The 22,871-nt window shown below is 63.4% G+C and carries 19 protein-coding genes; 13 read left to right on the top strand and 6 right to left on the bottom strand.

The genetic code is table 11. The annotated features are described in order from the left end of the window. Positions 1 to 177 precede the first annotated feature (177 nt). Both greA and ACSQ22_RS19075 read left to right on the top strand, forming a co-directional pair. The gene (gene greA / locus ACSQ22_RS19080) at positions 178 to 654 is read left to right on the top strand and encodes a transcription elongation factor GreA (protein ID WP_055398230.1); all 477 of its coding nucleotides are present in this window, start codon (positions 178 to 180) and stop codon (positions 652 to 654) included. Between the two features lie 11 nt (positions 655 to 665). Beyond that, positions 666 to 1,124, top strand: a complete 459-nt coding sequence (locus tag ACSQ22_RS19075; protein ID WP_436131236.1) for a DUF4149 domain-containing protein — start codon at positions 666 to 668, stop codon at positions 1,122 to 1,124. Between the two features lie 39 nt (positions 1,125 to 1,163). On the opposite strand, the gene ACSQ22_RS19070 is transcribed toward ACSQ22_RS19075, so the two are convergent. After that, complete coding sequence (locus ACSQ22_RS19070) at positions 1,164 to 1,895, bottom strand: glycosyltransferase (protein ID WP_436131280.1); 732 nt, start codon at positions 1,893 to 1,895, stop codon at positions 1,164 to 1,166. Positions 1,896 to 1,948: 53 nt separating this feature from the next. Next, positions 1,949 to 2,422 carry a YhbY family RNA-binding protein gene (locus ACSQ22_RS19065; protein WP_055398227.1) on the bottom strand — a complete coding sequence of 158 codons (474 nt, stop codon included), beginning with the start codon at positions 2,420 to 2,422 and terminating at the stop codon, positions 1,949 to 1,951. Between the two features lie 47 nt (positions 2,423 to 2,469). Between ACSQ22_RS19065 and ACSQ22_RS19060 the strand changes: the two genes are divergently transcribed. The 6 genes from ACSQ22_RS19060 (at position 2,470) to ACSQ22_RS19035 (ending at position 9,320) form a co-directional block, all read left to right on the top strand. Beyond that, positions 2,470 to 3,132: an RlmE family RNA methyltransferase gene (locus ACSQ22_RS19060; protein ID WP_055398226.1), complete on the top strand. Its 663-nt coding sequence runs from the start codon at positions 2,470 to 2,472 to the stop codon at positions 3,130 to 3,132. Positions 3,133 to 3,307: 175 nt separating this feature from the next. Beyond that, positions 3,308 to 5,227: an ATP-dependent zinc metalloprotease FtsH gene (gene ftsH, locus ACSQ22_RS19055; protein ID WP_055398225.1), complete on the top strand. Its 1,920-nt coding sequence runs from the start codon at positions 3,308 to 3,310 to the stop codon at positions 5,225 to 5,227. Positions 5,228 to 5,343: 116 nt separating this feature from the next. Next, positions 5,344 to 6,171: a dihydropteroate synthase gene (gene folP / locus ACSQ22_RS19050; RefSeq protein WP_121420539.1), complete on the top strand. Its 828-nt coding sequence runs from the start codon at positions 5,344 to 5,346 to the stop codon at positions 6,169 to 6,171. A 101-nt stretch (positions 6,172 to 6,272) separates the two neighbouring features. Beyond that, on the top strand, positions 6,273 to 7,607 hold the full coding sequence (glmM, locus tag ACSQ22_RS19045; protein WP_121505977.1) for a phosphoglucosamine mutase: 1,335 nt from the start codon (positions 6,273 to 6,275) through the stop codon (positions 7,605 to 7,607). Between the two features lie 89 nt (positions 7,608 to 7,696). Next, positions 7,697 to 8,257 (top strand): GNAT family N-acetyltransferase, encoded by a 561-nt coding sequence (locus ACSQ22_RS19040; RefSeq protein WP_055398222.1) that lies wholly within the window; start codon positions 7,697 to 7,699, stop codon positions 8,255 to 8,257. 25 nt (positions 8,258 to 8,282) lie between these two features. Continuing rightward, positions 8,283 to 9,320 carry an amino acid ABC transporter substrate-binding protein gene (locus tag ACSQ22_RS19035; protein ID WP_436131235.1) on the top strand — a complete coding sequence of 346 codons (1,038 nt, stop codon included), beginning with the start codon at positions 8,283 to 8,285 and terminating at the stop codon, positions 9,318 to 9,320. Between the two features lie 256 nt (positions 9,321 to 9,576). On the opposite strand, the gene ACSQ22_RS19030 is transcribed toward ACSQ22_RS19035, so the two are convergent. Both ACSQ22_RS19030 and ACSQ22_RS19025 read right to left on the bottom strand, forming a co-directional pair. Continuing rightward, a complete protein-coding gene (locus ACSQ22_RS19030; RefSeq protein WP_436131234.1) occupies positions 9,577 to 11,802 on the bottom strand; it encodes an EAL domain-containing protein in 2,226 nt (741 codons plus the stop codon). A gap of 135 nt (positions 11,803 to 11,937) precedes the next feature. Continuing rightward, complete coding sequence (locus ACSQ22_RS19025) at positions 11,938 to 14,820, bottom strand: bifunctional diguanylate cyclase/phosphodiesterase (protein WP_436131279.1); 2,883 nt, start codon at positions 14,818 to 14,820, stop codon at positions 11,938 to 11,940. 289 nt (positions 14,821 to 15,109) lie between these two features. Here ACSQ22_RS19025 and ACSQ22_RS19020 point away from each other — a divergent pair, with 289 nt between their 5' ends. The 5 genes from ACSQ22_RS19020 to ACSQ22_RS19000 are packed head-to-tail and all read left to right on the top strand — an operon-like array spanning position 15,110 to position 20,569. After that, on the top strand, positions 15,110 to 15,946 hold the full coding sequence (locus ACSQ22_RS19020; RefSeq protein ID WP_055398218.1) for a GNAT family N-acetyltransferase: 837 nt from the start codon (positions 15,110 to 15,112) through the stop codon (positions 15,944 to 15,946). Continuing rightward, positions 15,946 to 16,815 (top strand): UDP-2,3-diacylglucosamine diphosphatase, encoded by an 870-nt coding sequence (locus ACSQ22_RS19015; protein WP_436131233.1) that lies wholly within the window; start codon positions 15,946 to 15,948, stop codon positions 16,813 to 16,815. The genes ACSQ22_RS19020 and ACSQ22_RS19015 overlap by 1 nt, the downstream gene beginning before the upstream one ends. Beyond that, a complete protein-coding gene (locus ACSQ22_RS19010) occupies positions 16,812 to 17,900 on the top strand; it encodes a glycosyltransferase family 4 protein (RefSeq protein ID WP_436131278.1) in 1,089 nt (362 codons plus the stop codon). Before ACSQ22_RS19015 ends, ACSQ22_RS19010 begins: the two co-directional genes overlap by 4 nt. Before the next feature lie 39 nt (positions 17,901 to 17,939). Continuing rightward, the gene (gene ppk1 / locus ACSQ22_RS19005; RefSeq protein ID WP_370641461.1) at positions 17,940 to 20,108 is read left to right on the top strand and encodes a polyphosphate kinase 1; all 2,169 of its coding nucleotides are present in this window, start codon (positions 17,940 to 17,942) and stop codon (positions 20,106 to 20,108) included. After that, positions 20,105 to 20,569, top strand: a complete 465-nt coding sequence (locus ACSQ22_RS19000; RefSeq protein WP_055398215.1) for a SixA phosphatase family protein — start codon at positions 20,105 to 20,107, stop codon at positions 20,567 to 20,569. Before ppk1 ends, ACSQ22_RS19000 begins: the two co-directional genes overlap by 4 nt. Before the next feature lie 39 nt (positions 20,570 to 20,608). Here the strand turns inward: ACSQ22_RS19000 and ACSQ22_RS18995 are convergent, their stop codons facing one another. Further along, positions 20,609 to 21,142: a hypothetical protein gene (locus tag ACSQ22_RS18995; protein ID WP_436131232.1), complete on the bottom strand. Its 534-nt coding sequence runs from the start codon at positions 21,140 to 21,142 to the stop codon at positions 20,609 to 20,611. A 58-nt stretch (positions 21,143 to 21,200) separates the two neighbouring features. Beyond that, a complete protein-coding gene (locus tag ACSQ22_RS18990; protein WP_436131231.1) occupies positions 21,201 to 22,679 on the bottom strand; it encodes a Ppx/GppA phosphatase family protein in 1,479 nt (492 codons plus the stop codon). Positions 22,680 to 22,871 lie beyond the last annotated feature (192 nt).

Raw genomic sequence — 22,871 nt, 5'->3', positions numbered from 1 at the left:
TCGGCAAAAGCGGCATAATTGCCGCCTGAACAGACACCGCCGCGCGGCAACGTGCGGCGGTTTCCTTTTGTAGACTTGCCATTCGCATCGCCCAGCGCAGCGCGGGCATGCCTGGCGATTGACCGGTGGAAGTGCTTCTGGCGCTTTCACCGTTTTGATTTATGGAGACGCAACACGATGGCCACCATTCCGATTACCAAGCGCGGTGCTGAAAAGCTCAAGGAAGAACTGCACCGCCTCAAGACCGTAGAGCGCCCCGCTGTGATCACGGCAATTGCCGAAGCGCGCGCGCAGGGCGACCTCAGCGAAAACGCTGACTATGACGCCGCCAAGGACCGCCAGGGCTTCATCGAAGGCCGCATCCAGGAGATCGAGGGCAAGCTGTCGGTGGCGCAGGTGATCGACCCCAGCGCCGTGGATGGCGGCGGCAAGGTCGTCTTTGGCGCCACGGTCGAACTGGAAGACGAAGAGTCTGGCGACCTCGTGAAATACCAGATCGTGGGCGAGGACGAGGCGGATCTGAAGCAAGGGCTCATCAATATCTCGAGCCCTATCGCCCGTGCCTTGATCGGCAAGGAAGAGGGCGATACCGCCGAAGTGCAGGCTCCCGGCGGGATTCGCCGCTACGAAGTGGTGGCGGTCAGCTACCAGTGAGCGGGAACGGCATGTTCCACCGCCTTCCTGCCCTGGTCGCTGCGCTCTGGTGGGGCAGCCTGACTACCATCGAGTTTCTGGTCGTTCCCATGCTGTTTGCCCACCTTCCGTCGCCCATGGTGGCGGGCAACATGGCGGCCAAGCTGTTTGCGGCGCAGACCTGGGTGGCGGTCGCCTGCTGTCTGGTTCTGCTGCTGATTTCAAGGCCAAAACAGGCGATAGCGCAGTATCCATGGGCGCAAGCTGCTATGGTTTTTATACTTGGTGGCATGCTGCTGGCGCTGCTCACGCAGTTTGGCGTGGCGCCGCGTATCGTGGCGCGGCAGGATTTGCGCCTGTGGCACAGTGTGGGGACGGTGATGTATGTGCTGCAGTGGTGCTGCGCACTGGCCGTGTTGTGGCAAACACTGCGCCAGGTTCAGAAGCCGCCGTTGTTGCCGGTCGGGCCTGACGGCACTTCAGACGACTGAAGCGAGCGCTGGTCGCAACCAGCGCCGCCTTCAAACCGCCTATTCGCGCCAGTGCTCCGCCACCCAGGTGGCCGGACGAATGAAGCGAAACCGCCGGTTGCGCCGCCCGGCCAAAGCATCGGGGGGATTGCATTCCCCATGAAAGATCACGATGCGTGCGCCCGCTGGCACAAACGGCGGCCGCCAGTAGTTGGTCGGCCAGGGCGGTATGCCGTGGTATTTGAAACTCGGGCACCAGGCCGCAGGCCAGTATTGCAACTTGCCCTGCCGGTGCAGGAAGTCCGACAAGTAGGCCTGCTCGTTGCGAAACTGCTCACGAATATCTGAAAAATGCGCGCGAAAGTGCTCCAGCACGTCGGGGTGAGCTCCCAGCTCAAAGCGATAGACCGAGGAGTTGCCCGTGATGCGCCAGGGGCGCTTGTAGTCGTGGATGATCAGGAATTCACCCGGCTGGGTGAAAAAATCGTCCAGGCTGCCGGTGATGACCACGTCCACATCCAGGAACAAGGCCGTGCCTCGAAGTCCGTGCAGGTCCTTGCTGAAAGTGACCAGCTTGGTCCAGCCCCGCTCGGGGATGCCGGGTGGCAGATCGAGTGCGGGGATGGGCAGGCACTGCACTTCGCTGCGGATGCCCGTGCTGTCATCGGTCAGGCAGACAAAGCGAAAATCCCCGCTCAGGTGCCTGCGCACCATGGCATACAGCCGGTTGACGTATTCGGGGCCGTATTTCGTGCCCCACTTCATGGAGAGGATGTGGCGGACGGGCGCCATGCCGGCAGGTGCTGCAAAGTTTGCAGGTACTGCCGAACCTGCATCGTGGCTCATCAGTCTGCCTGGCGCTTCTTGATGGATTTTTGCTTGGGCTTGGCGCGCTTGATCTGGCCGCCCGAAGTGAGGCGCTGGTTGCCCAGCACGCGCAGTTGCTTGATCTCGGGGCGCTGGCCGCCGCGCTTGCTGTATTTGAGCACCTTGACGTCGCGCGGGCCGGGCATGCGGTCTTCATCGACCGTACGTTCCTTGACGGGTTGGGGGCGCCACAGTACCAGCAGCTTGCCGATGTGCTGGATGGGGGCTGCGTTGAGTTCGGCGGTCAGCTCCTGGTACATCAGCTCGCGCGCCACGCGGTCATCGTTGAAAACGCGCACCTTGATAAGGCCATGGGCGTTCAGGGCGGCGTCGATTTCCTTCTTGACCGCAGGGGTGAGTCCATCGCCGCCGACCAGGACGACGGGGTCCAGGTGGTGGGCATTGGCGCGTTGTTCCCGGCGCTCGGCGGGAGTCAGTTGAATTTGGGGCATGGGCCGTATTATCGGCGGTGCTGATTGTCGAGAGACAATGGAGCGGTATGAAAGTCAAAACCCAAAGCAAGAAGGTCAACAAGGCGTGGTTGAACGACCATGTCAACGACACCTATGTCAAATTGGCCCAGAAAGAGGGATACCGGGCACGCGCCGCCTATAAGCTCAAGGAAATCGACGAACAGCTGGGCCTCATCAAACCCGGTTACACCGTGGTGGATCTGGGTTCCACGCCGGGCGCCTGGAGCCAGTACCTGCGCAGGCGCATGTCGCCCGGGGGGGCTGCAGCGGGCCAACTCAACGGCACCATCATTGCGCTAGACCTTCTGCCCATGGAGCCCATCGAGGGCGTTACCTATATCAACGGTGATTTTCGTGAGGCGGAGGTGCTGGAGCGCCTGGAGCAGGCCCTGGATGGTCGGGTGGTGGATGTTGTCGTTTCGGACATGGCCCCCAATCTGTCCGGTATCGAATCCGCCGACGCTGCGCGCATTGCCCATCTGGTCGAACTGGCTGTGGAGTTTGCTTGCAACCATTTGAAACCGGATGGGGCCCTGGTAGTCAAGCTGTTCCATGGCAGCGGCTACAGCGATCTGGTCACGCTGTTCAAACAGACCTTCAAAGTGGTCAAGCCGTTGAAGCCCAAGGCCTCCCGCGACAAATCGTCCGAGACCTTTCTGGTGGGCATGGGCCTCAAGAAGACCGCCTGAACGGGCTTGCCTCAGGTCAAGAATCCGTGAATTTCGACCCTAAAGCCCGTGCTGTTTCCATGGCCGCTAGGGGGAATAGGGATGGCCGGGTGGCTTGAAACACCTAAAATGGGCCGCACATGCGTGCCATGACGGCAGTGTGTCCGTTTTCTGTTTCCCGCAACTGGAGCCCCGCTTGAACAATCAGTGGTTTTCAAAAATTGCCGTGTGGCTGGTTATTGCCATGGTGCTGTTCACGGTGTTCAAACAGTTTGACACCCGTGCCGGAGCCAGCGCAGGCCACGTCGGCTACTCGGAGTTCCTGGAGGAAGTCCGCAGCAACCGCATCAAGAGCGCGACCATCCAGGAAGGCCAGGGCGGCACCGAGATCGTGGCCGTCACCAATGACGACCGCAAGATCCGCACGACGGCCACCTATCTGGACCGTGGCCTTGTGGGCGATCTCATCAACAACAACGTCAAGTTCGACGTCAAGCCCCGTGAAGAAGGCTCCCTGCTCATGACCCTCCTGGTCAGCTGGGGCCCCATGCTGCTGCTGATCGGCGTGTGGGTGTACTTCATGCGTCAGATGCAGGGCGGCGGCAAGGGCGGCGCCTTCAGCTTCGGCAAGAGCAAGGCGCGCATGCTCGACGAAAACAACAACCAGGTCACGTTCGCGGACGTGGCGGGTTGCGACGAGGCCAAGGAAGAAGTCAAGGAAGTCGTGGACTTCCTGAAAGACCCGCAGAAATTCCAGAAGCTCGGCGGGCGTATTCCGCGCGGCCTGCTGCTGGTTGGCCCTCCCGGTACCGGCAAGACCCTGCTGGCCAAGTCCATTGCAGGCGAAGCCAAGGTGCCGTTCTTCAGCATCTCTGGCTCCGACTTTGTGGAAATGTTTGTCGGCGTGGGTGCGGCCCGTGTGCGCGACATGTTCGACAACGCCAAGAAGAACGCTCCGTGCATCATCTTCATCGATGAAATCGACGCGGTGGGCCGCCAGCGTGGTGCTGGCCTGGGCGGCGGTAACGACGAGCGCGAACAGACCCTCAACCAGATGCTGGTTGAAATGGATGGCTTCGAAACCAACCTGGGCGTGATCGTGGTGGCTGCCACCAACCGCCCCGACATCCTGGACGCCGCCCTGCTGCGCCCTGGCCGTTTCGACCGTCAGGTCTATGTGACGCTGCCCGATATCCGTGGCCGCGAGCAGATCCTGAACGTGCACATGCGCAAGATCCCGATTGGTCAGGACGTGGCCCCTGGCATCATTGCCCGTGGCACCCCTGGCATGAGCGGTGCCGATCTGGCCAACCTGTGCAATGAAGCTGCCCTGATGGCTGCGCGCCGCAATGCCCGTACCGTCGAGATGCAGGACTTCGAGAAGGCCAAGGACAAGATCCTCATGGGCCCCGAGCGCAAAAGCATGGTCATGCCCGAGGAAGAGCGTCGCAACACGGCCTACCACGAGTCTGGCCACGCCCTCATTGGCAAGCTGCTGCCCAAGTGCGACCCCGTGCACAAGGTCACCATCATTCCCCGTGGCCGTGCCCTGGGCGTGACGATGAGCCTGCCTGCCCAGGACCGCTACAGCTACGATCGCGAATACATGCTCAACCAGATCAGCATGCTGTTTGGTGGCCGCATCGCTGAAGAAGTGTTCATGAATCAGATGACCACTGGGGCCAGCAATGACTTCGAGCGTGCCACGCATATTGCCCGTGACATGGTCACCCGCTACGGCATGACCGATGCCCTGGGGCCCATGGTCTACGCCGAGAACGAAGGCGAAGTGTTCCTGGGCCGTTCGGTGACCAAGACCACGACCATGAGCGAGCAGACCATGGAAAAGGTGGACATGGAAGTGCGCCGCATCATCGATGAGCAGTACAACCTGGCCCGCCGCCTGATCGAAGAGAACAGCGACAAGATGCACGCCATGGCCAAGGCCTTGCTCGAATGGGAAACCATCGATACCGAGCAGTTGGACGACATCATGGCTGGCAAGGAGCCCCGTCCTCCCAAGGACTGGACGCCCCGTACACCTCCCTCGGGCGGCGACAACTCCAGCGGCGGCACGCCTGCGGTGACGACGGACACCGCACCATCGGCCGCCTGATTGCTGGCCGATCCATCCGTTCTCACGGGGCCTTGTGCCCCGTTTTTCATGGGTGGTGGTGTGCTGCCTCCCGACCTCCACCAGGAAGGCGCCTGTGACCCTTTCTCGATCCCCCCATGATCTGGCAGACCTCCCGTTTCTCTATTGACCTGGCCGAGCCCCGCGTGATGGGCATCGTCAATGCCACGCCGGACTCGTTCTCCGACGGCGGGCGGCATGGCTCCACCGCTGCGGCCCTGCGGCATTGCGAGCAGTTGCTCCGCGACGGGGCACACATTCTGGACATTGGCGGGGAGTCCACGCGCCCCGGCAGTCCGGCGGTGCCGCTGGACGAAGAGCTGGCGCGTGTGGTGCCTCTGGTGCAGGGCGCGGTGTCCCTGGGGGTGCCTATCTCCATCGATACCTACAAGCCCGAGGTCATGCGCGCGGTGCTGGACCTGGGCGCGGACATCATCAATGACATCTGGGCATTGCGCCAGCCGGGTGCCGCAGAGGTGGTGGCATCGCACCCGCAATGTGGGGTGTGCCTGATGCACATGCACCGCGACCCCCAAACCATGCAGGTGGCCCCGATGGAGGGCGATGTGGTACAGCAGGTACTATACTTTTTGCAGCGCTCTGCGCTTGACCTGCAAGCGCTAGGGGTCGAAAAGAACAGGATTGTGCTGGACCCGGGTATTGGTTTTGGCAAAACGGTGGAACAGAATTTTGCGCTGCTGGCGCACCAGTCGGTGCTGCGGGCTGCAGGCTATCCTCTTCTGGCAGGCTGGTCCCGCAAGTCCTCGCTGGGCGCGGTGACGGGCCTGGCGGTAGAGCAGCGCATGGTGCCCAGCGTGGCGGCGGCGGTGTTGGCCGTGGAGCGTGGAGCTTCTGTGGTGCGCGTGCACGATGTCCGCGAAACCGTGGCGGCGCTCGCGGTGTGGCGTGCAATGCAAGCGGTCTGACGGGGTCTTCCGGAGGCTGGGGCGTTGTATGGATGGGCGCATGCCAGACCCTTTGGCGATGGATAACAAACAATGAGATTCACACGAGGAGACGCTAGAACATGACGCGCCAATACTTTGGAACCGATGGCATTCGTGGCACCGTCGGGCAGCCACCCATCACCCCGGATTTTGTTCTGCGCCTGGCCCATGCCGTCGGGCGAGTGTTGCGCAGGACCGAGGAGCGCCCCACGGTGCTGATCGGCAAGGACACCCGCATTTCAGGCTACATGCTGGAAAGCGCGCTGGAGTCAGGCTTCAACTCCGCGGGCGTGGATGTGGTGCTGCTGGGTCCTTTGCCCACCCCGGGCGTGGCCTACCTGACCCGCGCACAACGCGCCAGCCTGGGGGTGGTCATCAGCGCCAGCCACAACGCCTATCCCGACAACGGCATCAAGTTTTTCAGTGCACAGGGCACCAAGTTGCCCGACACGTGGGAGCAGGCCGTGGAAGCGGCCCTGGGCGAACCCCCGGTGTGGGCCGATTCGGCCAGCCTGGGCAAGGCGCGGCGGCTCGATGATGCGGCGGGCCGCTACATTGAGTTCTGCAAGAGCACGTTTCCGCAGGACCTGACCCTCAAGGGCCTCAAGATCGTCGTCGATGCCGCGCATGGCGCGGCCTACCAGGTGGCACCCAAGGTCTTCCACGAGCTGGGTGCCGAAGTGCTGTCGATTGGCTGCTCGCCCGACGGCCTCAACATCAACCACGAGGTGGGAGCCACCCATCCTGATGCGCTCGTGCGGGCCGTGCGCGCCAACCACGCCGACTATGGCATTGCGCTCGATGGCGACGCGGACCGCCTGCAGATCGTCGATGCCACGGGGCGCCTGTACAACGGCGACGAGCTTTTGTACCTGATGGCTGCGGACCGCATGGGCCGCGATGAGCATGTGCCAGGTGTCGTGGGAACCCTGATGACCAACATGGCAGTGGAGGTGGCGCTGAAGGCAAAGGGCGTGAAGTTTGTGCGGGCCAAGGTGGGGGACCGCTATGTGCTTGAAGAGCTGGCGCGGCACCAGTGGGTGCTGGGCGGCGAGGGCTCGGGCCATCTGCTGGCGCTGGACCGCCATACCACCGGCGACGGCTTGGTGAGTGCTTTGCAGGTGCTGCAGGCCTGTGTGCGCAGTGGCCGTACCCTGGCGCAACTGTTGGCCGACATCACGCTCTATCCGCAGGTGCTGCTGAATGTGCGGCTGGCCCCTGGCCAGGACTGGAAGGCCAACCGCTTGCTGGCTGACACGACCCAGGCCGTCGAGCAGGAACTGGGCGCGTCAGGCCGCGTGCTGATCCGCGCGAGTGGTACCGAGCCGCTGCTGCGGGTGATGGTGGAGGCCCGTGATGCGCAAATGGCCAGTTCCTGCGCGCAAAGGTTGGCCGACGCGGCCCGTGCTGGCTGATGGTGATCCCGCCGAGAGCTCCTTCCACCGTTGGCGCGCCGCACGATCCGCTACGCTGCGGCCTTTGCCGCCGACCGGGAACCCCATAGATGCCTTCAAACACTGACATACCTTCCACCATCACCGTCCGTTCCGTGGACTACGGCAATGCCCGCGAAGCGCGGGCGTTGGTCGAACTGCTCGACGGCTATGCAAGGGACGTGGCGGGTGGTGGCGTTCCACTGAGCGCCGAGGTCCAGCGGGGCTTGCCCGAGGCGCTGCGCCAGCGGCCGCAGGCTTTCAGCGTGATGGCCTGGGCGGCGGACGCTTTGGCGCCACACGGCGAGGTGCCCGTGGGGCTGATCAATTGCCTGGAGGGCTTTTCGACCTTTGCCTGCCGGCCTCTGGTCAACGTGCATGACGTGGTGGTGGCACCCGGCTGGCGCGGCCACCGCATCGCCCAGCGCATGCTGCACCGGGTGGAAGCGCTGGCCCGCGAGCGCGGTGCCTGCAAGCTCACGCTCGAAGTGCTTTCGGGCAACCACAGTGCAATGCGCGCTTACGAACGGGAAGGCTTTGCTGCCTACACCCTGGACCCCAGCATGGGGCAGGCGCAATTTCTGCAGAAGATGCTGGATGGGGCAGGGCCTGCGCCATTGGCGGCACCGTGAATCACCCTCCCGGAGACCTGACCGCATGAAGACAGTGTTTGGCCAGATCGCCGCAATGGGCGCCATCGTTGTGGCCGCGTTGCTGGCCGCTCCCGTGGCCCATGCGGGCAAGACTCTCGACGGTATCAGGGCGCGCGGGCAGGTGGTGTGTGGCGTCAATACAGGGCTGGCCGGGTTTGCGATGGCAGACTCCAGCGGCAAGTGGTCCGGACTTGACGTGGATGTCTGCAGGGCACTTGCAGCCGCCGTGCTGGGCGACGGCAAGAAAGTCAAGTACGTGCCGTTGGACGTGCCGCAGCGTTTCACGGCCTTGCAATCCGGCGAGGTGGACGTGCTTTCGCGCAACACCACCTTTTCGCTGGCGCGCGATGCATCGATGGGTCTGCACCAGACGGTCGTTACCTACTACGACGGCCAGGGTTTCATGGTGCCTGCCAAGAGCAAGATCAGGAGCATCCGCCAGCTCAAGGGACAGACCGTGTGTGTGCAGTCGGGCACCACCACCGAAAAAAACCTGGCCGACTATTCCCGTGCCAACGGCCTCGACTTCAAACCCGTGATGTTTGAGAAGGTAGATGCTGCAACGGCCGCCTATCTGGCGGGGCGGTGCACCGCATTCACCACCGATGCATCGGGCCTGGCAGCCTTGCGCAGCGGTGTTTCGCAAGGCGCGGCAATGCACACCATCTTGCCGGAACTCATCTCCAAGGAACCCCTGGGGCCCTTGGTGCGGCGGGGCGACGACGAGTGGTTTGCCGTGGTCAAGTGGGTGATCTACGGCCTGATCGAAGCCGAAGAGTATGGTGTGACGCAAGCCAATGCGGACTCGCTGAAAGCCAGCAGCGCCCACCCGGTGGTGCAGCGTATGGTGGGTACTGCGGAAGACACTGGAAAGCTCCTGGGGCTGGACCGGGACTGGTTGCTGCGCGCCCTCAAGACCACCGGGAACTACGGCGAGATTTTCGAGCGCAACGTCGGCCAGAAGTCGGCGCTGGGGCTGCCGCGCGGCCTCAACAACCTGTGGAGCAAGCAGGGCCTGATGTACGCGTTTCCGATCCGCTGAACTGCGCTTGCAGGGACTGACCTGGGCGACGGCGCATGGGGTGCTTACGGCTGAAAGCCCGCACAGCCTCAGGAGCCTCGGTCCTGCAGATTGGGTGATTCGCTACTGAATTTGTAGCTGATTGCGCTTTTCCATCAAGCGCTAGGCCCTGTTTTCATGCTATTTTTCGAGCCGATGGGCTGCTGTCCCTGCTGCGTCCACCGATGCATTCATTGGCCGCCGCACGAGCCCTTTGGCCAGCATGGGGCAGTGTCGGTCAATGCAACTGCCGCCGCATGAAGGCTTCCAGCTCGGGCGCGGACAGCGGCATGCTGAAGTGGTAGCCCTGCGCCTCGTCGCACCCTTGTTCGCGCAGGTAGGCCAGTTGACCTTCGGTCTCCACGCCTTCGGCCGTGGTGCGCATGCCCAGCGCCTGGGCCATGCGGATGATGGCGCTGACGATGGCGCGGTCGTTGCCGTCATCACCCAGGTCGCGCACGAACGACTGGTCGATCTTGAGCTTGAAGATCTGAAAGCGCTTGAGCTGACTCAGCGATGAGTAGCCGGTGCCAAAGTCGTCCATCGACATGCGCACGCCGCGTGCGTGCAACTGGTCCATGGTGGCCACGGCAGCATGGGGGTCGTCCACGGCAACGCCTTCGGTCAGCTCCAGCTCCAGGGAGTCGGGCGGCAGACTGAACTCGGCCAGCATGCGGCTCACCAGCTCCGGCAGCTGCGGCTGGCGAAACTGGATGGCTGACAGGTTTACGGCCATCGTCAGGTGGGGGAATCCGTTCGTGCGCCAGGTTTTGAGCTGTGACAGCGCCGTGCGCAGCACCCATTCCCCAATCTGCAGGATCTGCCCGCTGTCTTCGGCAATGGGAATGAACTCTGCCGGCGATACTGCGCCCAACTGCGGGTGTTGCCAGCGCAGCAATGCCTCCACGCTGCGCACGGAGCCGTTGGTCAGGCTCATCTGCGGCTGGTAGTGCAGGTGGAACTGGTTGCGCTCCAGCGCACGCCGCAGGGCGTTTTCAAGCTGCAAGGCGCGCACCGACTGCGCCTGCATCTCGGGGGTGAAGAACTTGAAGGTGTTGCGCCCGTCGAGCTTGGCGCGGTACATGGCCACATCGGCCGACTGTGTCAGCGTGTCGAAGTCCGTGCCATCCTGCGGGAACAGCGCGATGCCCATGGACGGCGCCATGGTCAGCTCGTGGTGGTCAATCTGGTAGTGCTGGCGCGATGCCTCCTGCAGCTTGCCGGCCACGCGGGCGGCGCCATGGGCATTGGCGCCCGGCAGCAGCAAAATGAACTCGTCGCCGCCCAGGCGCGACACGGTGTCCTTGTCGCGCACCACGGCCCGCAGCCGCTTGGCGATCTCCACGAGCAGGGTATCGCCCACGCGGTGGCCCAGCGAGTCGTTCACATGCTTGAAGTGGTCCAGGTCCAGGAAGATCAGGGCCAGCGGCGTGTTGCCCTCCTGGGCGACGCGGATGGCCTCCTGCGCCCGTTCTGCCAGCAGCGTGCGGTTGGGCAGGCCTGTCAGGGCGTCGTAGTGGGCCAGCCAGTAGATGCGCTCCTGATCGGCCTTGCGGTCGTTGATCTCACGGTGCAGGTTGTCCACGGTCTCGCGCAGTTCGCGGGTGCGGTCCTGCACCTGCCTTTCCAGGTCTTCGTGGGCACTGGCAAGCACGGCCTGCGCCTGCTTGCGCTCCGTGATGTCCATCGTGATCCAGATGGAGCCCTGCGATGGATCGGCTGGGTCGATGGACTTGCTGCGCACCTCGCAGATCACGGGGGTCCCATCCTTGCGGCACAGCTCCAGCTCGCCCTCGTAGGAGTGGCCGGCGGCCAGCTGCGGATAGCATCGGCGGCCGACCTCTTCCCACGCAGCGTCGCTGGCGTACCACCGGCGCGAGGGGCTGCCCACCAGTTCACCCGGCTCGTAGCCCAGCATCTGCTCAAAGTGGTGGTTGCAGCGGGTCAGGCGCCGGTCGCGCAGGAACACGATCCCCACCATTGCGCTGTCAAAGAGCAGCTGCTTTTCACGCACCGCTGCGCCCAGTGCAGCCTGCGCACGCTTTTGCTCGTCGATGTCGTCCAGGATCCAGATGGAACCTTCGGCTGTGTCGTGCGGGTTGATGAGCCGCCCGGTCAGGCTGCCCCAGAACAGGCTGCCGTCGCGCCGGCGCAGCTGGCGCTCGACGCGGAACGCCTGGCCCTGGGCTAGTACCGGGTAGGCGGTGCGGCCCAGATCGCGAAACGCCTCGCGCGAAGGGTAGAAGGTTTCGGTGTTCAGCCCGACCAGGCTCTCGGGGCTGGCATGGCCAAAAATTTCGGCATACCGCTGGTTGCAGCGCACCACACTGCGCTGGCGCAGGAACACAATGCCTACGCCCGCACTGTCGAGCAGGGTTTGCTGTTCGCGCAGCGCGCGTTGCAAGGGAGTGTCGGTGGCAACTCCAGGACGCTGCGATTCTGGAGTGCTGTACGGCGCAAACATGGAGACCGGTACGGGCTGTAGGGCCTGGCGGCCTGGGTAATTTGTACCAAAGTGTAGCAGCGCTCCCTTACAAGCCCATGTGGGCACCTTCGGTAACCGCCGCAATGCCGCCCGCAACCAACGGCGCGCAAGTGCCTAGCCTGACGACGACGACTGCTGCTCCTGCTGCTGGCGCAAGTAGGCCTCGAAGGCATCCGCGGGCAGGGGGCGACTGAAGTAAAAGCCCTGCGCTTCGTCGCAGCCCTGCGCACGCAGAAATTCGAGCTGGCCGTCGGTCTCCACCCCCTCTGCCGTGGTTTGCATCCCCAGCGCCTGCGCCATGCGGATGATGGCGCTCACGATGGCGCGGTCGTTGGCATCCTCTTCGAGGTCGCGTACAAACGATTGGTCGATCTTGAGTTTGTAGATCTGAAAACGCTTGAGGTAGCTCAGCGATGAGTACCCGGTGCCAAAGTCATCCATCGACAGGCGCACGCCCCGGTCGTGCAGCTGGTCCATCATCGCCAGTGCGGCGGCGGGATCGTCCACGGCGGCACCCTCCGTCAGCTCCAGCTCCAGCCTGCGGGCTGGCAGGCCAGCCTGTTCCAGGCAGCGGGTCACCATCTCGGGCAACTGGGGGTGCCTGAATTGCACGGCGGAAACGTTCACGGAAACGGCCCGCAGGGGCAGGTGCAGATCCAGCCAGCGTTTGGTGTCCCTCACCGCTGTGTGGATGACCCATTCGCCAATTGCCACGATCATGCCGCTGCTCTCGGCCACGGGGATGAACTCGGCTGGCGACACCAGGCCCAGTTCGGGATGGCGCCAGCGCAGCAGGGCTTCGGCACCCACCACCTGGCGCGTGGTGAGCGAGACCTGCGGCTGGTAGTGCAGCTCAAACTGGTTGCGCTCCAGCGCACGGCGCAGCGCATTTTCGATCTGGAGGGCACGGGCGGTGCGGGCTTCAAGATCGGCGGTGAAGAATCCGTACCGGTTGCGTCCGTTCTGCTTGGCACGGTACATGGCGACGTCCGCCCGCTGGTACAGCGTGTCGAACGATTCCCCGTCGGCCGGGTACATCGCAATGCCGATCGACAAGGTGGTGGTGAGTTCGTAGGGGTCAATCTGGAAGGGCTGGGCCACGGCGGCCAGCAGCTGCGTGGCCATGTCGGCGGCGGCAGCGGCGGAAGTGGCGGGGAGCAGCAGCAGGAATTCGTCCCCACCCAGGCGCGAAACCGTGTCCTGGGGCCTCAGGAGAGACTGAAGCCTTTGTGCCACGGCCACGAGCAGGATGTCGCCGATTCTGTGGCCCAGCGAATCATTGACATTCTTGAAGTGGTCCAGGTCCAGAAACAGCATGGCCAGCGTACCGCCGCGCGCCTGCTCGTCGGCAATGTGGCGGTGGGCGCGTTCCGCCAGGAGCGCGCGGTTGGGAAGGTTGGTGAGCGGGTCGAAGTGGGCCAGCCGTTGAATGCGGTCCTGGGCCTCTCGCTGCTGGGTGATGTCGCGGAACAGCGTGATGGAATGCGTGACAACGCCATTGCCGTCTCGCACGCTGCTCACCGACAGCCACTGCGGGTAGGTGGATGCATCCTTGCGGCGCCCCCAGGCCTCGCCCTCCCAGCTTCCGCCCTGCGGCAACTGTGCGTAGACGGTATCGGCGTGGAAGTCATCGTCGGCTCCGGCGACCGTGAGCAGACGCACGGACTGTCCTACCGCTTCGGCTTCCGTGTAGCCGGTGATCCGTGTGAATGCCCGGTTGATGCGCACGATGGTATGCGCCGCGTCGGCAATCACGATGGCTTCACTGCTCTGGTCAAACACCTGGGCGGTGAGCTGCAACTGCTCCTGGGACCGCTTGCGTTCGGTGATGTCGCGCGACAGCACAATGAACCTGGGCTTTGCGCTGGGGGAGGTGGCCTTGCGCGCCGCAGACAACTCAAACCAGGTGGCACCCAGACTGGGCAGATCAAGCACGATCTGCCGACCGGTGGACCAGCCCTGGGCGTGGGCTTCGTTCAGCACGTCCATCACCGACAGTGCGGCCACCGCAGGCAGTACCTCGGTCACGTTGTGCCCGACCAGCATGTCTGCGGGTGCCATGAGCAACTCAGCGCGCTGGCTGTGCACGCTGCAGTACAGGCCGTCCAGGTCAAGCTCGAAAAGCGGGTCCGGGATGGCATCGACGGTGGCACGCAACTGCTGCTGGGTGGCCTGGATCTCCGAGGTGCGCTGCGCCACCTGGTAGGCCAGACCGCGCTCATGCGTCTTCAGCTCGAAAAGCAGCCGGGCGAGGTAGGTCATCAGCAGTGCAAACAGCAAGGCCACCGCGCATCGCATGGCCAGCACGCCCGGGTCTCCCCAGCCTTTGATGGGGACCAGGCTCAACGTCCATTGTCCGTTGGGCAGCGTCAAGGAACGGCCCACGGCGTCGGGGCCGGCGGGTGGGGTCGAGGCTGCGATCGTCTGTTCTTCCCCCGTGTCGGGCCGGATGCGCCACAACCTGTAGTGGTATCCCCGCTGGGTCAATTGCGGCAGTCGGGCGGCTGCCAGCACCTCGGGCAATCGGATGGTGACGTAGGTAAAGCCCCAAAAGGCACGGTGGCCCTGTGTGTCTTCCAGATAAACAGGCTGGCGCCCCACCACTCCCAAGCCACCTTGCACCAGTTCCATGGGGCCGGCCAGGGTCAGTCGACCTGATTCCCGTGCCCTGGCGGATTCGGGTCCTTGGCGTGGGTCGTTGAGCTGATCGAAGCCGATGGAGTTTTCGTTGCCCTGGCGCGGAACTACGTGCCTGACCACCCCGTTGGGTGACAGCCCCATGGCGGCGATGCCCGGATAGAACGGCAGCATCTGGGTGCCGATCTCTTCAAACTGCGTTACCTGGCCTTTTCCCTGGCGCACGAGGGCCACCAGGGCGTTGTTGGCCGACAGGGCCAGCTCGATGGCGCGTTGCAGGGCCTGCACATGGTCGCCAGCCATGTCCGCCACCTGGGTGCGCTGTTGTGCATGCTCCTGGCGCTCCAGCGCCCACACCATCACCCCTGCGCACAGCGCCGCCAGAACAAACACGACCAGTGGGCCCGTAACAGGGCTCCGGGGGCGAGCGGGGGAGGGGGCATGCACGGTGCGGGTTCCTGAATCAATTATGCAGTCCGCACGATGGCGAGCGTTGGTGCTTCTGCGTGAACGGCTGTCACGGCATTGACACGCCTCCGACATGGCGACGTCACGTCCCAATTCCACACTTGCTCGCAGGGAAAAAAGATCCCCGGCCATGGTTGGTGCCTTCAGCCCAACCCATCCTCATGCAAGGAGATGTTGCACCATGAATGAACTGCCCACCTTGACACCACCGCTGTCTGCCGAAGTTGCTTCCCCGAGAGTGCTTCAAGGGGTGGGCGCTTTGACGGGTGCTGCGCATCCGATGCCGGAACGCGGCGCTATTCAGGTGGCCTGGGCGCGCCATGAAGATGAAGTGCGCCAGGCGCAGCGGCTGCGGTTCGACGTGTTTGCGGCGGAAATGGGCGCTCGATTGACGACCCCCATTGCGGGCCATGACGTGGACCTTTTTGACGATTACTGCGAGCACTTGTTGGTGCGCGATGTCCAGAGCCAGCAAGTCATTGGGACTTACAGGGTGCTCACTCCGGCCCAGGCCCGGCGCGTCGGCGGTACCTACAGCGATACCGAGTTTGACCTGACGCGGCTGCGCTCGCTGCGCCCCCGCATGGTGGAATTGGGGCGCAGCTGTGTGCACCCCGACCACCGCCACGGCGGCGTGATCATGGCTTTGTGGAGCGCGCTGGCGGACTTTATGGTGCGCAACCAGTTGGACACGATGATCGGTTGCGCAAGCATCCCCATGCTTCACAACGGTGTTGTCAGCGGCGATGCGGCCGCCAGCATCTGGCAGCAGGTGCGAAAGACACACCTTGCCCCCATCGAATACCACGTGCTTCCCCGTTTGCCCTTGCCCGTGGAGCAACTCGACGGATCCATCACGGTGGAGCCACCGGCGCTGATCAAAGGCTACCTGCGGCTCGGGGCCCGCGTGCTGGGTGCGCCGGCTTGGGATCCAGACTTCAACACGGCTGACCTGCCAATGCTGATGCGCCTGGCGGACCTGCATCCTCGCTATCGCAAGCATTTTCTGGGGGCCTGATGCGCGCCGCATTCGATGCCCTGGGACCCTGGATGGAGCCATCCATGGGCCACGAGGACGCGGCCGAAGACGCACATGCCTGCGCTGCTGGTCATCGTCGGTACCGTGCGGTCTTTATTTCTGATCTGCATCTGGGCACGCCGGGTTGCCAGGCGGTTGCGTTGCTGGACTTTCTCAAGCACCACCCCAGCGATCACCTCTACCTTGTGGGCGACATCGTCGATGGCTGGCAACTGCGCCGCAAGTGGTTCTGGCCACAGGCCCACAACGATGTGGTGCAAAAGCTGCTGCGCCGTGCGCGCAAGGGGTGCCGGGTGGTGTTTGTGCCGGGCAACCATGACGAATTTGCCCGCGCGTTCGTAGGCCACTCGTTTGGAGGCATCGAGGTGCGGGCCGATGCGGTGCACACCACGGCGGATGGCCGCAGCCTCTGGGTCACGCACGGCGACCATTTTGATGGAGTCATCCAGTGCGCCAAGTGGCTGGCGTATCTGGGCGACAACCTTTATGAATTCACGCTCAAGCTCAACCGGTACCTCAACACACTGCGCGCCCGCATGGGCCTGCCCTACTGGTCTTTGTCGGCTTACCTGAAAGGCAAGGTCAAAAAGGCCCTGAACTACGTCACCGACTTTGAAGTGGCTGTTGCGGCTGAAGCACGCCGCAGGGGGCATGACGGCGTCGTGTGCGGCCATATCCACCGTGCCGAGATGCGCGAGATCGGTGGGACGCTTTACTGCAATGACGGCGACTGGGTGGAAAGCCACACCGCCTTGGTCGAGCACATGGACGGCAGGCTGGAACTGTTGCAGTGGCCGGCTTCTCCTGTCGCCAATATTTCCCGGTCCGAGTCGGCTGCCGTTGTATGAAAATTGCCTTGTTGACAGACGCCTGGCTGCCCCAGGTCAATGGGGTGGTCACCACCTTGCTGGAACTGGTACAGGAGCTTGAAGCGGCCGGGCACGAGGTGCAGGTGCTACACCCCGGCCAGTTCGCAACCCGTCCGTGCCCCGGCTATCCTGGCATCGACTTGGCAGTGCGCCCGGCGAAGCGGGTGACGACGATGCTGGACGCGATGAAACCCGATGCCATTCACCTTGCCACGGAAGGGCCGTTGGGCTGGGCAGGGCGCCGCTATTGCCTGCGCAAGGGGTTGGCATTCACTACCGCTTTCCACACGCGATTTCCGGAAATACTGCATGCAGCGCTGCGCGTGCCACTGCGATGGGGGTATGCGCTGTTCAGGCACTTTCACCGGCCATCTTCGGGGGTGATGGTGCCTACGCAAGGCGTTTTGCAGATGCTGGAGCGACGGGGCTTTCGCAATCTGCGCCCATGGACCCATGGGGTGGACACACGGGCTTTTCCGTTCCACGGTGCAACCATCCACAGCCCGCTCACGGGTGCTTTGGCGCACCCCGTCTCCTTGTATGTCGGGCGGATTTCGTACGAGAAAAACATCGAAGCTTTCCTCCAGCTGGACATACCAGGCTCCAAGCTGGTGTGCGGGGTCGGTCCACTGGAAGCTCGCCTCAAGGCCAAGTATCCGCAGGTCCGTTGGCTGGGCATCCTGGACCGTGCCGCGCTGGCGCAGGTGTATGCGGCTGCGGATGTGTTTGTGTTTCCCAGCCGGTCAGAAACCTTCGGCTTGGTCATGCTGGAGGCAATGGCCTGCGGGACGCCGGTGGCCGCCTACCCTGAGGACGGCCCGATGGAGGTGCTGGGGGCGCATTCAGGTCAGCCGCCCAGAGGGGGCGTGCTGCACAACGATTTGCTCGTGGCAAGCCAGCAGGCACTGGCGATACCCCGGTCCGAAGCGCGCGCACGGGCACTCGACTTCACCTGGGCGCATGCCGCCCGGCTGTTCGAGCAGTATCTGGTTCCCGCCCAAGCGCAGGGCTCGCCTCGTGTGACTGTCACAAAATCTGTCACATCTTTGTCATCTGGGCGTTAAATACTGCTGCCATCCTGCACTAGCCGCGTTTGCGTACCCATGTTGCCTTTGCCTTCCGATGATGCTCTCGTGCATGCCAACGCCTCCCTGTCGCCGGACAGTGGCACGAGCGGAGGATCCTCACAGTCCGCCAGCGCGCCCCCTCACATGTTTCTGGACAGGGACCACAGCATCCTGGCTTTCAACGAGCGTGTTTTCGACTGGGCTGTGAGGCCGGATGTGCCGCTACTGGAACGGTTGCGATACCTGTGCATCGTGTCGTCCAATCTCGACGAATTTTTTGAGGTCCGTGCTGCGCCGCACATTACCGCTGCGCAAAAAGGTGAGACCAAAGGGCTCTATTCGACGGCTTCGTTCGAAGCCATGGCCGCCAAAATACACAGCCTGGTGGAGCGGCAATACGCGCTGTACAACGAGTCCCTGGTGCCTGCGTTTGCCGCGCACGGGATTCGCATCGTGGGGTATGGTGAGCGATCACCCGCCCAAAAGCGCTGGGTCCACGACTATTTTGTGAACGAGGTCCGGCCACTGCTGATTCCGGTGGGGCTGGATCCGGCCCATCCGTTTCCACAGGTGGCCAACAAATCGCTGAATTTCATTGTTCGCCTGAAGGGCCACGACGCTTTCGGCAGGGAGAACGAGATCGCCATCGTCAAGGTGCCGCGTGCGCTGCCAAGGTTGATCCGCATGCCGGCCCGCGTGGCGCCTGGGGAGGCCCTTTTCGTGAGCCTCTCCAGCATTGTTCGCGCGCATCTGGAGGACCTTTTCCCGGGACGGGAGGTCACGGAGTTCTCTCAGTTTCGCGTGACACGCCATTCCGATTTGGCACTGGACGAAGAGGATGTGCGCAATCTGCGGACTGCCCTTCGCCAGGGCTTGCAACACCGGCACTATGGGCAGGCGGTACGGCTGGAGGTGTCCTCCGGGTGTTCGCAGTTTTTGTCGGATTTTCTGTTAGCGCAGTTTGCTTTGCCGGCCGCTGCCTTGTACCGGGTGCATGGCCCTGTGAACCTGGTGCGTTTGACGCAACTGGTGGATCTGGTGGATGCGCCGGAACTGCTCTTTCCACCCTGGAATTCCGCGTGGCCCCGGCAGCTGCAATCCGGCGTGTCCATCCTGGAACAACTGCGCAAGCACGATGTGCTGATCCACCAGCCGTTCGAGAGTTTTGACGGGCTCCTTGCCTTTTTGCGTGAAGCCGTCAATGACCCTGATGTGCTTGTCATCAAACAGACCATCTACCGCACCGGCGCGGACTCCGAACTCATGGACCTGCTCACCGAGGCTGTACGCCGCGGCAAAGAGGTCATGGCGGTGGTGGAACTCAAGGCGCGTTTTGATGAAGAGGCCAATATCAACTGGGCCGAGGCCCTGGAGTCGATTGGCGCCCAGGTGGTCTACGGGGTAGTGGGTCTCAAGACGCACGCCAAGATGCTGCTGGTTACGCGCAGGGAAGGGCGAAAACTGCGGCGCTACGGGCACCTATCGACGGGTAACTACAACGTACGTACTGCACGGCTGTATACCGATCTGAGCTACCTTACGGCCGATGAAGAAACCACGGCCGACATGGACGGGGTGTTCAATCACCTTGCGAGCCAGAACCGCCCGCCCAAGCTGCGCAAGCTGATGCTGGCGCCGTTCCATCTGCACCGGCGAATGCTGGAGAAAATCGAACAAGTGGGTCTGGCGGCCAGCCGGGGAGAGGATGCGCGGATCGTGGCCAAGATGAATGCCCTGACCGACGAGGCCCTGATGCGTGCTCTGATCGTGGCAGGCCAGCGCGGTGCGCGCATTGATCTCATCGTGCGGGGAGCTTGCATGCTGGCAGCCCAGGTGCCCGGGGTGACCGACAACATCCGTGTACGGTCGGTGATCGGCCGCTTCCTGGAGCACACACGTGTCTTCTACTTCCGCAGCGGGGGGGAGGAAGATCTGTACCTTTCCAGCGCCGACTGGATGAACCGCAACATGATGCGGCGTGTGGAGTTGGCCTGGCCTGTGACAGACCCGCGCCTGCGGCAGCAGATTGTGGACGAGTGCCTGGTCGCCTATTTGCATGACGACCGGGATGCATGGACGCTGAACGCTGACGGCTCCTACAGCCGAGCCCCCCGTCCGCAGGATGGGTTGGGTGCCCAGAACGCTTTAATGGTTCGCTACGGTCCAGCCCCGTCGGGGACGCGCATGGACCAGGGGGCGGCATGATGGACCTCATCCTGTGGCGCCATGCAGAGGCAGAGGAGCTCGCAGAGGCGGGTGATGATCTGGCGAGGGCCTTGACGTCGCGCGGGGAAAAGCAGGCAGCGCGCATGGCGGCCTGGCTGGACCGGCAATTGCCCGAGGGCTTGCGCGTGCTTGCCAGTCCGGCCCGGCGCACCGAGCAAACGGCCAACGCCCTGGGGCGCAAGTTCAAGATGCGCGCCGAGCTGTTACCTGGTGGAACGCCGCAAGATCTGCTGGACCTTGTGCAGTGGCCGCGTGCCAAGGGGACGGTGCTGGTTGTGGGCCATCAACCCATGCTGGGCCAGACCATTGCGCAGCTGATGGGGCTGCAGGCTTCGGAATGCGCTGTGCGCAAGGGAGCTGTCTGGTGGTTGAGGCAGCGGCAGCGGCTGGACCAGAGCCAGACCTTGTTGATCACCGTCCAGTCCCCCGAGTTTCTTTGAGACCTGTTGTGCCGAGGGTATGCCTCGGTACAGCTGGGGCTACTTGCGCGAGGCTTTGGTCGACGTCTTGGTGGCGGGCGCCGGAACCGCAGGCGCGGCTTCCGCCTTGGGGCGACCTGTCTTGATGGAAGGTACTGCCTGTACCGCGCTGCGCAGGGCGGCGTCAGACATGGCGGCCAGGACCTTCAAGCCCGCGCGCAACAGCTCGCTTTTCTTCACGGGCTGGGCGAGAGCAGCCGAGCGCTGCTTCAGGGTTTCTATGACCGCGTATTCATCTTTGGGAATAGTGAAACTGTCGCGCACCAGCTTGGGCTTCTTGGCCTTGGTATCCCGGGCGGCGGCTGGCGCGGCGGGGGCCTTGGCCAATTTCGGTGTCACTTGCGTGGCGGTGGACGCCTTTTTCTTGGAAGCCGAGGCAGGCTTTGTGGCTGCTTTTTGGGGCTGCTTGGCGACAGCAGCCGTTTTGGCGGGAGCCTTGGTGGCCGCCGCAGCCGGCTTGACCGACTTTGCCGCAGTGGTGGGGGCGGGGCTGGGCGAGGGGGCTGCGGGCAGGACGGGGCTTGAAGTGGTCATGGCAAACAAACGCTTTCAATAAACGGTATAAACAGTTTATATAGTTTATTGCCAATGCTCAGGGAAGGTCAACCACCAGTTCCCAAGGGGTCTTCTGCCATGCCTGGATTTCTTCGCGCAGCAGGTGTGCAGATTGTGGAAACGCTGTAGCCCAGCCAGCGCGGGCTTTCAGAATGAAACGGTGGCCTTGAGTCTGCAATGACAAGCCTTGGGTGTCGGGGTCGCGGCGGGCGTGGCACAGTGCCACAGCCAACCGCATGCTCAGCAGTTGAAGCACGAAGACGGGGTCTTGCAGGTCCGCTTCCAGCTTGCGGACCTTGCCGCGCTGGCCTTGAACCAAGATGCCCAAGCGGTGCAGTTCAGGGACTGCAAATCCGGCTGCGTCGGTGTTGTCAAGGATGTAGGCGCCATGGCGGTGGGAATCGCTATGGGATATCAGGCAGCCAATTTCGTGAAGCCGGGCCGCCCAGTCGAGCTTGCGCGATGCTCGCTCACTTCCAAAAGGCGTAGCCTGGTCAAACAGCGTACAGGCCGTGCGTGCAACCCGTTCCGCGTGCTCCATGTCCACGCCAAACCGCTGCATCAGGCCGTTCACGGTGGCGGTGCGCAGGTCGGTTCCGGGTTGTTCGCGGTCCAGCAGATCGTAGAGTGCGCCTTGGCGCAAGGCGCCCTGGGCCACCTGCATCTGCTCGATGTCCAGCAGATCAAACACGGCGCGCAGTACGCTGATCCCTCCGCCAATGACGGCGCGCCGTTCTTCCTTGAGGCCTTCCAGGCGGATGCGATCCGCAGATTGGGCGCGCAGCAGGCGTTCGTGCAGCCAGTCGAGGCCTTCGCGGGTGATGACGCCTTGGGGGCCGCCCGCAGCTGCAAGCACGTCGCCAACGGCGCCGGCTGTGCCGGATGATCCGTAGGCCACCTCCCAGGCATCGGGCTGGAAGGTTTCCAGCGCTTCGTCCAGCACGGCCTTGGCTGCAATTTCGGCAGCCAGGAACGCCTGCGTGGTGAACTCGCCATTGGCAAAGTAACGCTGCGACCACGCTACGCTGCCCACGCGGTACGAGGCCACGGCATGGGGCGTGAATTGCTGGCCCAAAATGAGTTCGGTGGAGCGCCCCCCGATGTCCACCACCAGGCGGCGCTCGTCGGACTGCGGGAGCAGGCGGGCGACGCCCTGGTAGATCAGCCTCGCTTCTTCGGGGCCGGAGACGACGTCGATGGGATAGCCAAGCACTTCGCTCCCGCGTGACAGAAACTCTTCCCGGTTGCGTGCTTCGCGCAGGGTCTGGGTGGCCACGGCGCGAACCTGCGAGCGCGGAAATCCAGCCAAGCGCTCTCCAAATCGCGCCAGGCAGGCCCAGCCGCGCTCCATGGCGTCTCGGGTCAGATTGCGGTCTTCGTCCAGGCCATTGCCCTGGCGCACGGTCTCCTTGAGGTATTCCACCCTCTGGATATGACCGAACTCATAACGCCCGATTTCGAGGCGAAAACTGTTGGAGCCGAGGTCGACTGCGGCGAGGCGTGTGCCGTTCTGCATGTTTTTCTGATTGGAGCTTCGTTCGGCATGGTACCGCGAGCGTCTGGTGCACCCGCGCAACGCGCATTGCCACCGGGATGGCGGGTGGGCTGATCGTAAGAATGTGATCTTCGCCAGTGTCTGTGGCTTGTATGACAAATCAATGACGGCGTTGCTGGTGCTGGATGGGGCGGGATGTATATGTGGCAGTTG

The organism is Acidovorax sp. LjRoot38 (genome assembly GCF_964252975.1).
In the GTDB taxonomy this organism is placed as follows: Bacteria; Pseudomonadota; Gammaproteobacteria; order Burkholderiales; family Burkholderiaceae_C; genus Acidovorax; species Acidovorax facilis.
This window is presented reverse-complemented; position numbering and strand designations above follow the sequence as displayed.

Excerpts from the sequence above, each read along its gene's own strand:
- ACSQ22_RS19015 (WP_436131233.1), top strand. The coding sequence starts at position 15,946 with ATGCGCGCCGCATTCGATGCCCTGGGACCCTGGATGGAGCCATCCATG.
- ACSQ22_RS19030 (WP_436131234.1), bottom strand. The coding sequence starts at position 11,802 with ATGTTTGCGCCGTACAGCACTCCAGAATCGCAGCGTCCTGGAGTTGCC.
- ACSQ22_RS19035 (WP_436131235.1), top strand. The coding sequence starts at position 8,283 with ATGAAGACAGTGTTTGGCCAGATCGCCGCAATGGGCGCCATCGTTGTG.
- ACSQ22_RS19040 (WP_055398222.1), top strand. The coding sequence starts at position 7,697 with ATGCCTTCAAACACTGACATACCTTCCACCATCACCGTCCGTTCCGTG.
- ACSQ22_RS19060 (WP_055398226.1), top strand. The coding sequence starts at position 2,470 with ATGAAAGTCAAAACCCAAAGCAAGAAGGTCAACAAGGCGTGGTTGAAC.
- ACSQ22_RS18995 (WP_436131232.1), bottom strand. The coding sequence starts at position 21,142 with ATGACCACTTCAAGCCCCGTCCTGCCCGCAGCCCCCTCGCCCAGCCCC.
- ACSQ22_RS18990 (WP_436131231.1), bottom strand. The coding sequence starts at position 22,679 with ATGCAGAACGGCACACGCCTCGCCGCAGTCGACCTCGGCTCCAACAGT.
- folP (WP_121420539.1), top strand. The coding sequence starts at position 5,344 with ATGATCTGGCAGACCTCCCGTTTCTCTATTGACCTGGCCGAGCCCCGC.
- ACSQ22_RS19075 (WP_436131236.1), top strand. The coding sequence starts at position 666 with ATGTTCCACCGCCTTCCTGCCCTGGTCGCTGCGCTCTGGTGGGGCAGC.
- ACSQ22_RS19065 (WP_055398227.1), bottom strand. The coding sequence starts at position 2,422 with ATGCCCCAAATTCAACTGACTCCCGCCGAGCGCCGGGAACAACGCGCC.
- ACSQ22_RS19070 (WP_436131280.1), bottom strand. The coding sequence starts at position 1,895 with ATGGCGCCCGTCCGCCACATCCTCTCCATGAAGTGGGGCACGAAATAC.
- greA (WP_055398230.1), top strand. The coding sequence starts at position 178 with ATGGCCACCATTCCGATTACCAAGCGCGGTGCTGAAAAGCTCAAGGAA.
- ACSQ22_RS19000 (WP_055398215.1), top strand. The coding sequence starts at position 20,105 with ATGATGGACCTCATCCTGTGGCGCCATGCAGAGGCAGAGGAGCTCGCA.
- glmM (WP_121505977.1), top strand. The coding sequence starts at position 6,273 with ATGACGCGCCAATACTTTGGAACCGATGGCATTCGTGGCACCGTCGGG.
- ACSQ22_RS19020 (WP_055398218.1), top strand. The coding sequence starts at position 15,110 with ATGAATGAACTGCCCACCTTGACACCACCGCTGTCTGCCGAAGTTGCT.
- ACSQ22_RS19010 (WP_436131278.1), top strand. The coding sequence starts at position 16,812 with ATGAAAATTGCCTTGTTGACAGACGCCTGGCTGCCCCAGGTCAATGGG.
- ppk1 (WP_370641461.1), top strand. The coding sequence starts at position 17,940 with ATGTTGCCTTTGCCTTCCGATGATGCTCTCGTGCATGCCAACGCCTCC.
- ACSQ22_RS19025 (WP_436131279.1), bottom strand. The coding sequence starts at position 14,820 with ATGGTGTGGGCGCTGGAGCGCCAGGAGCATGCACAACAGCGCACCCAG.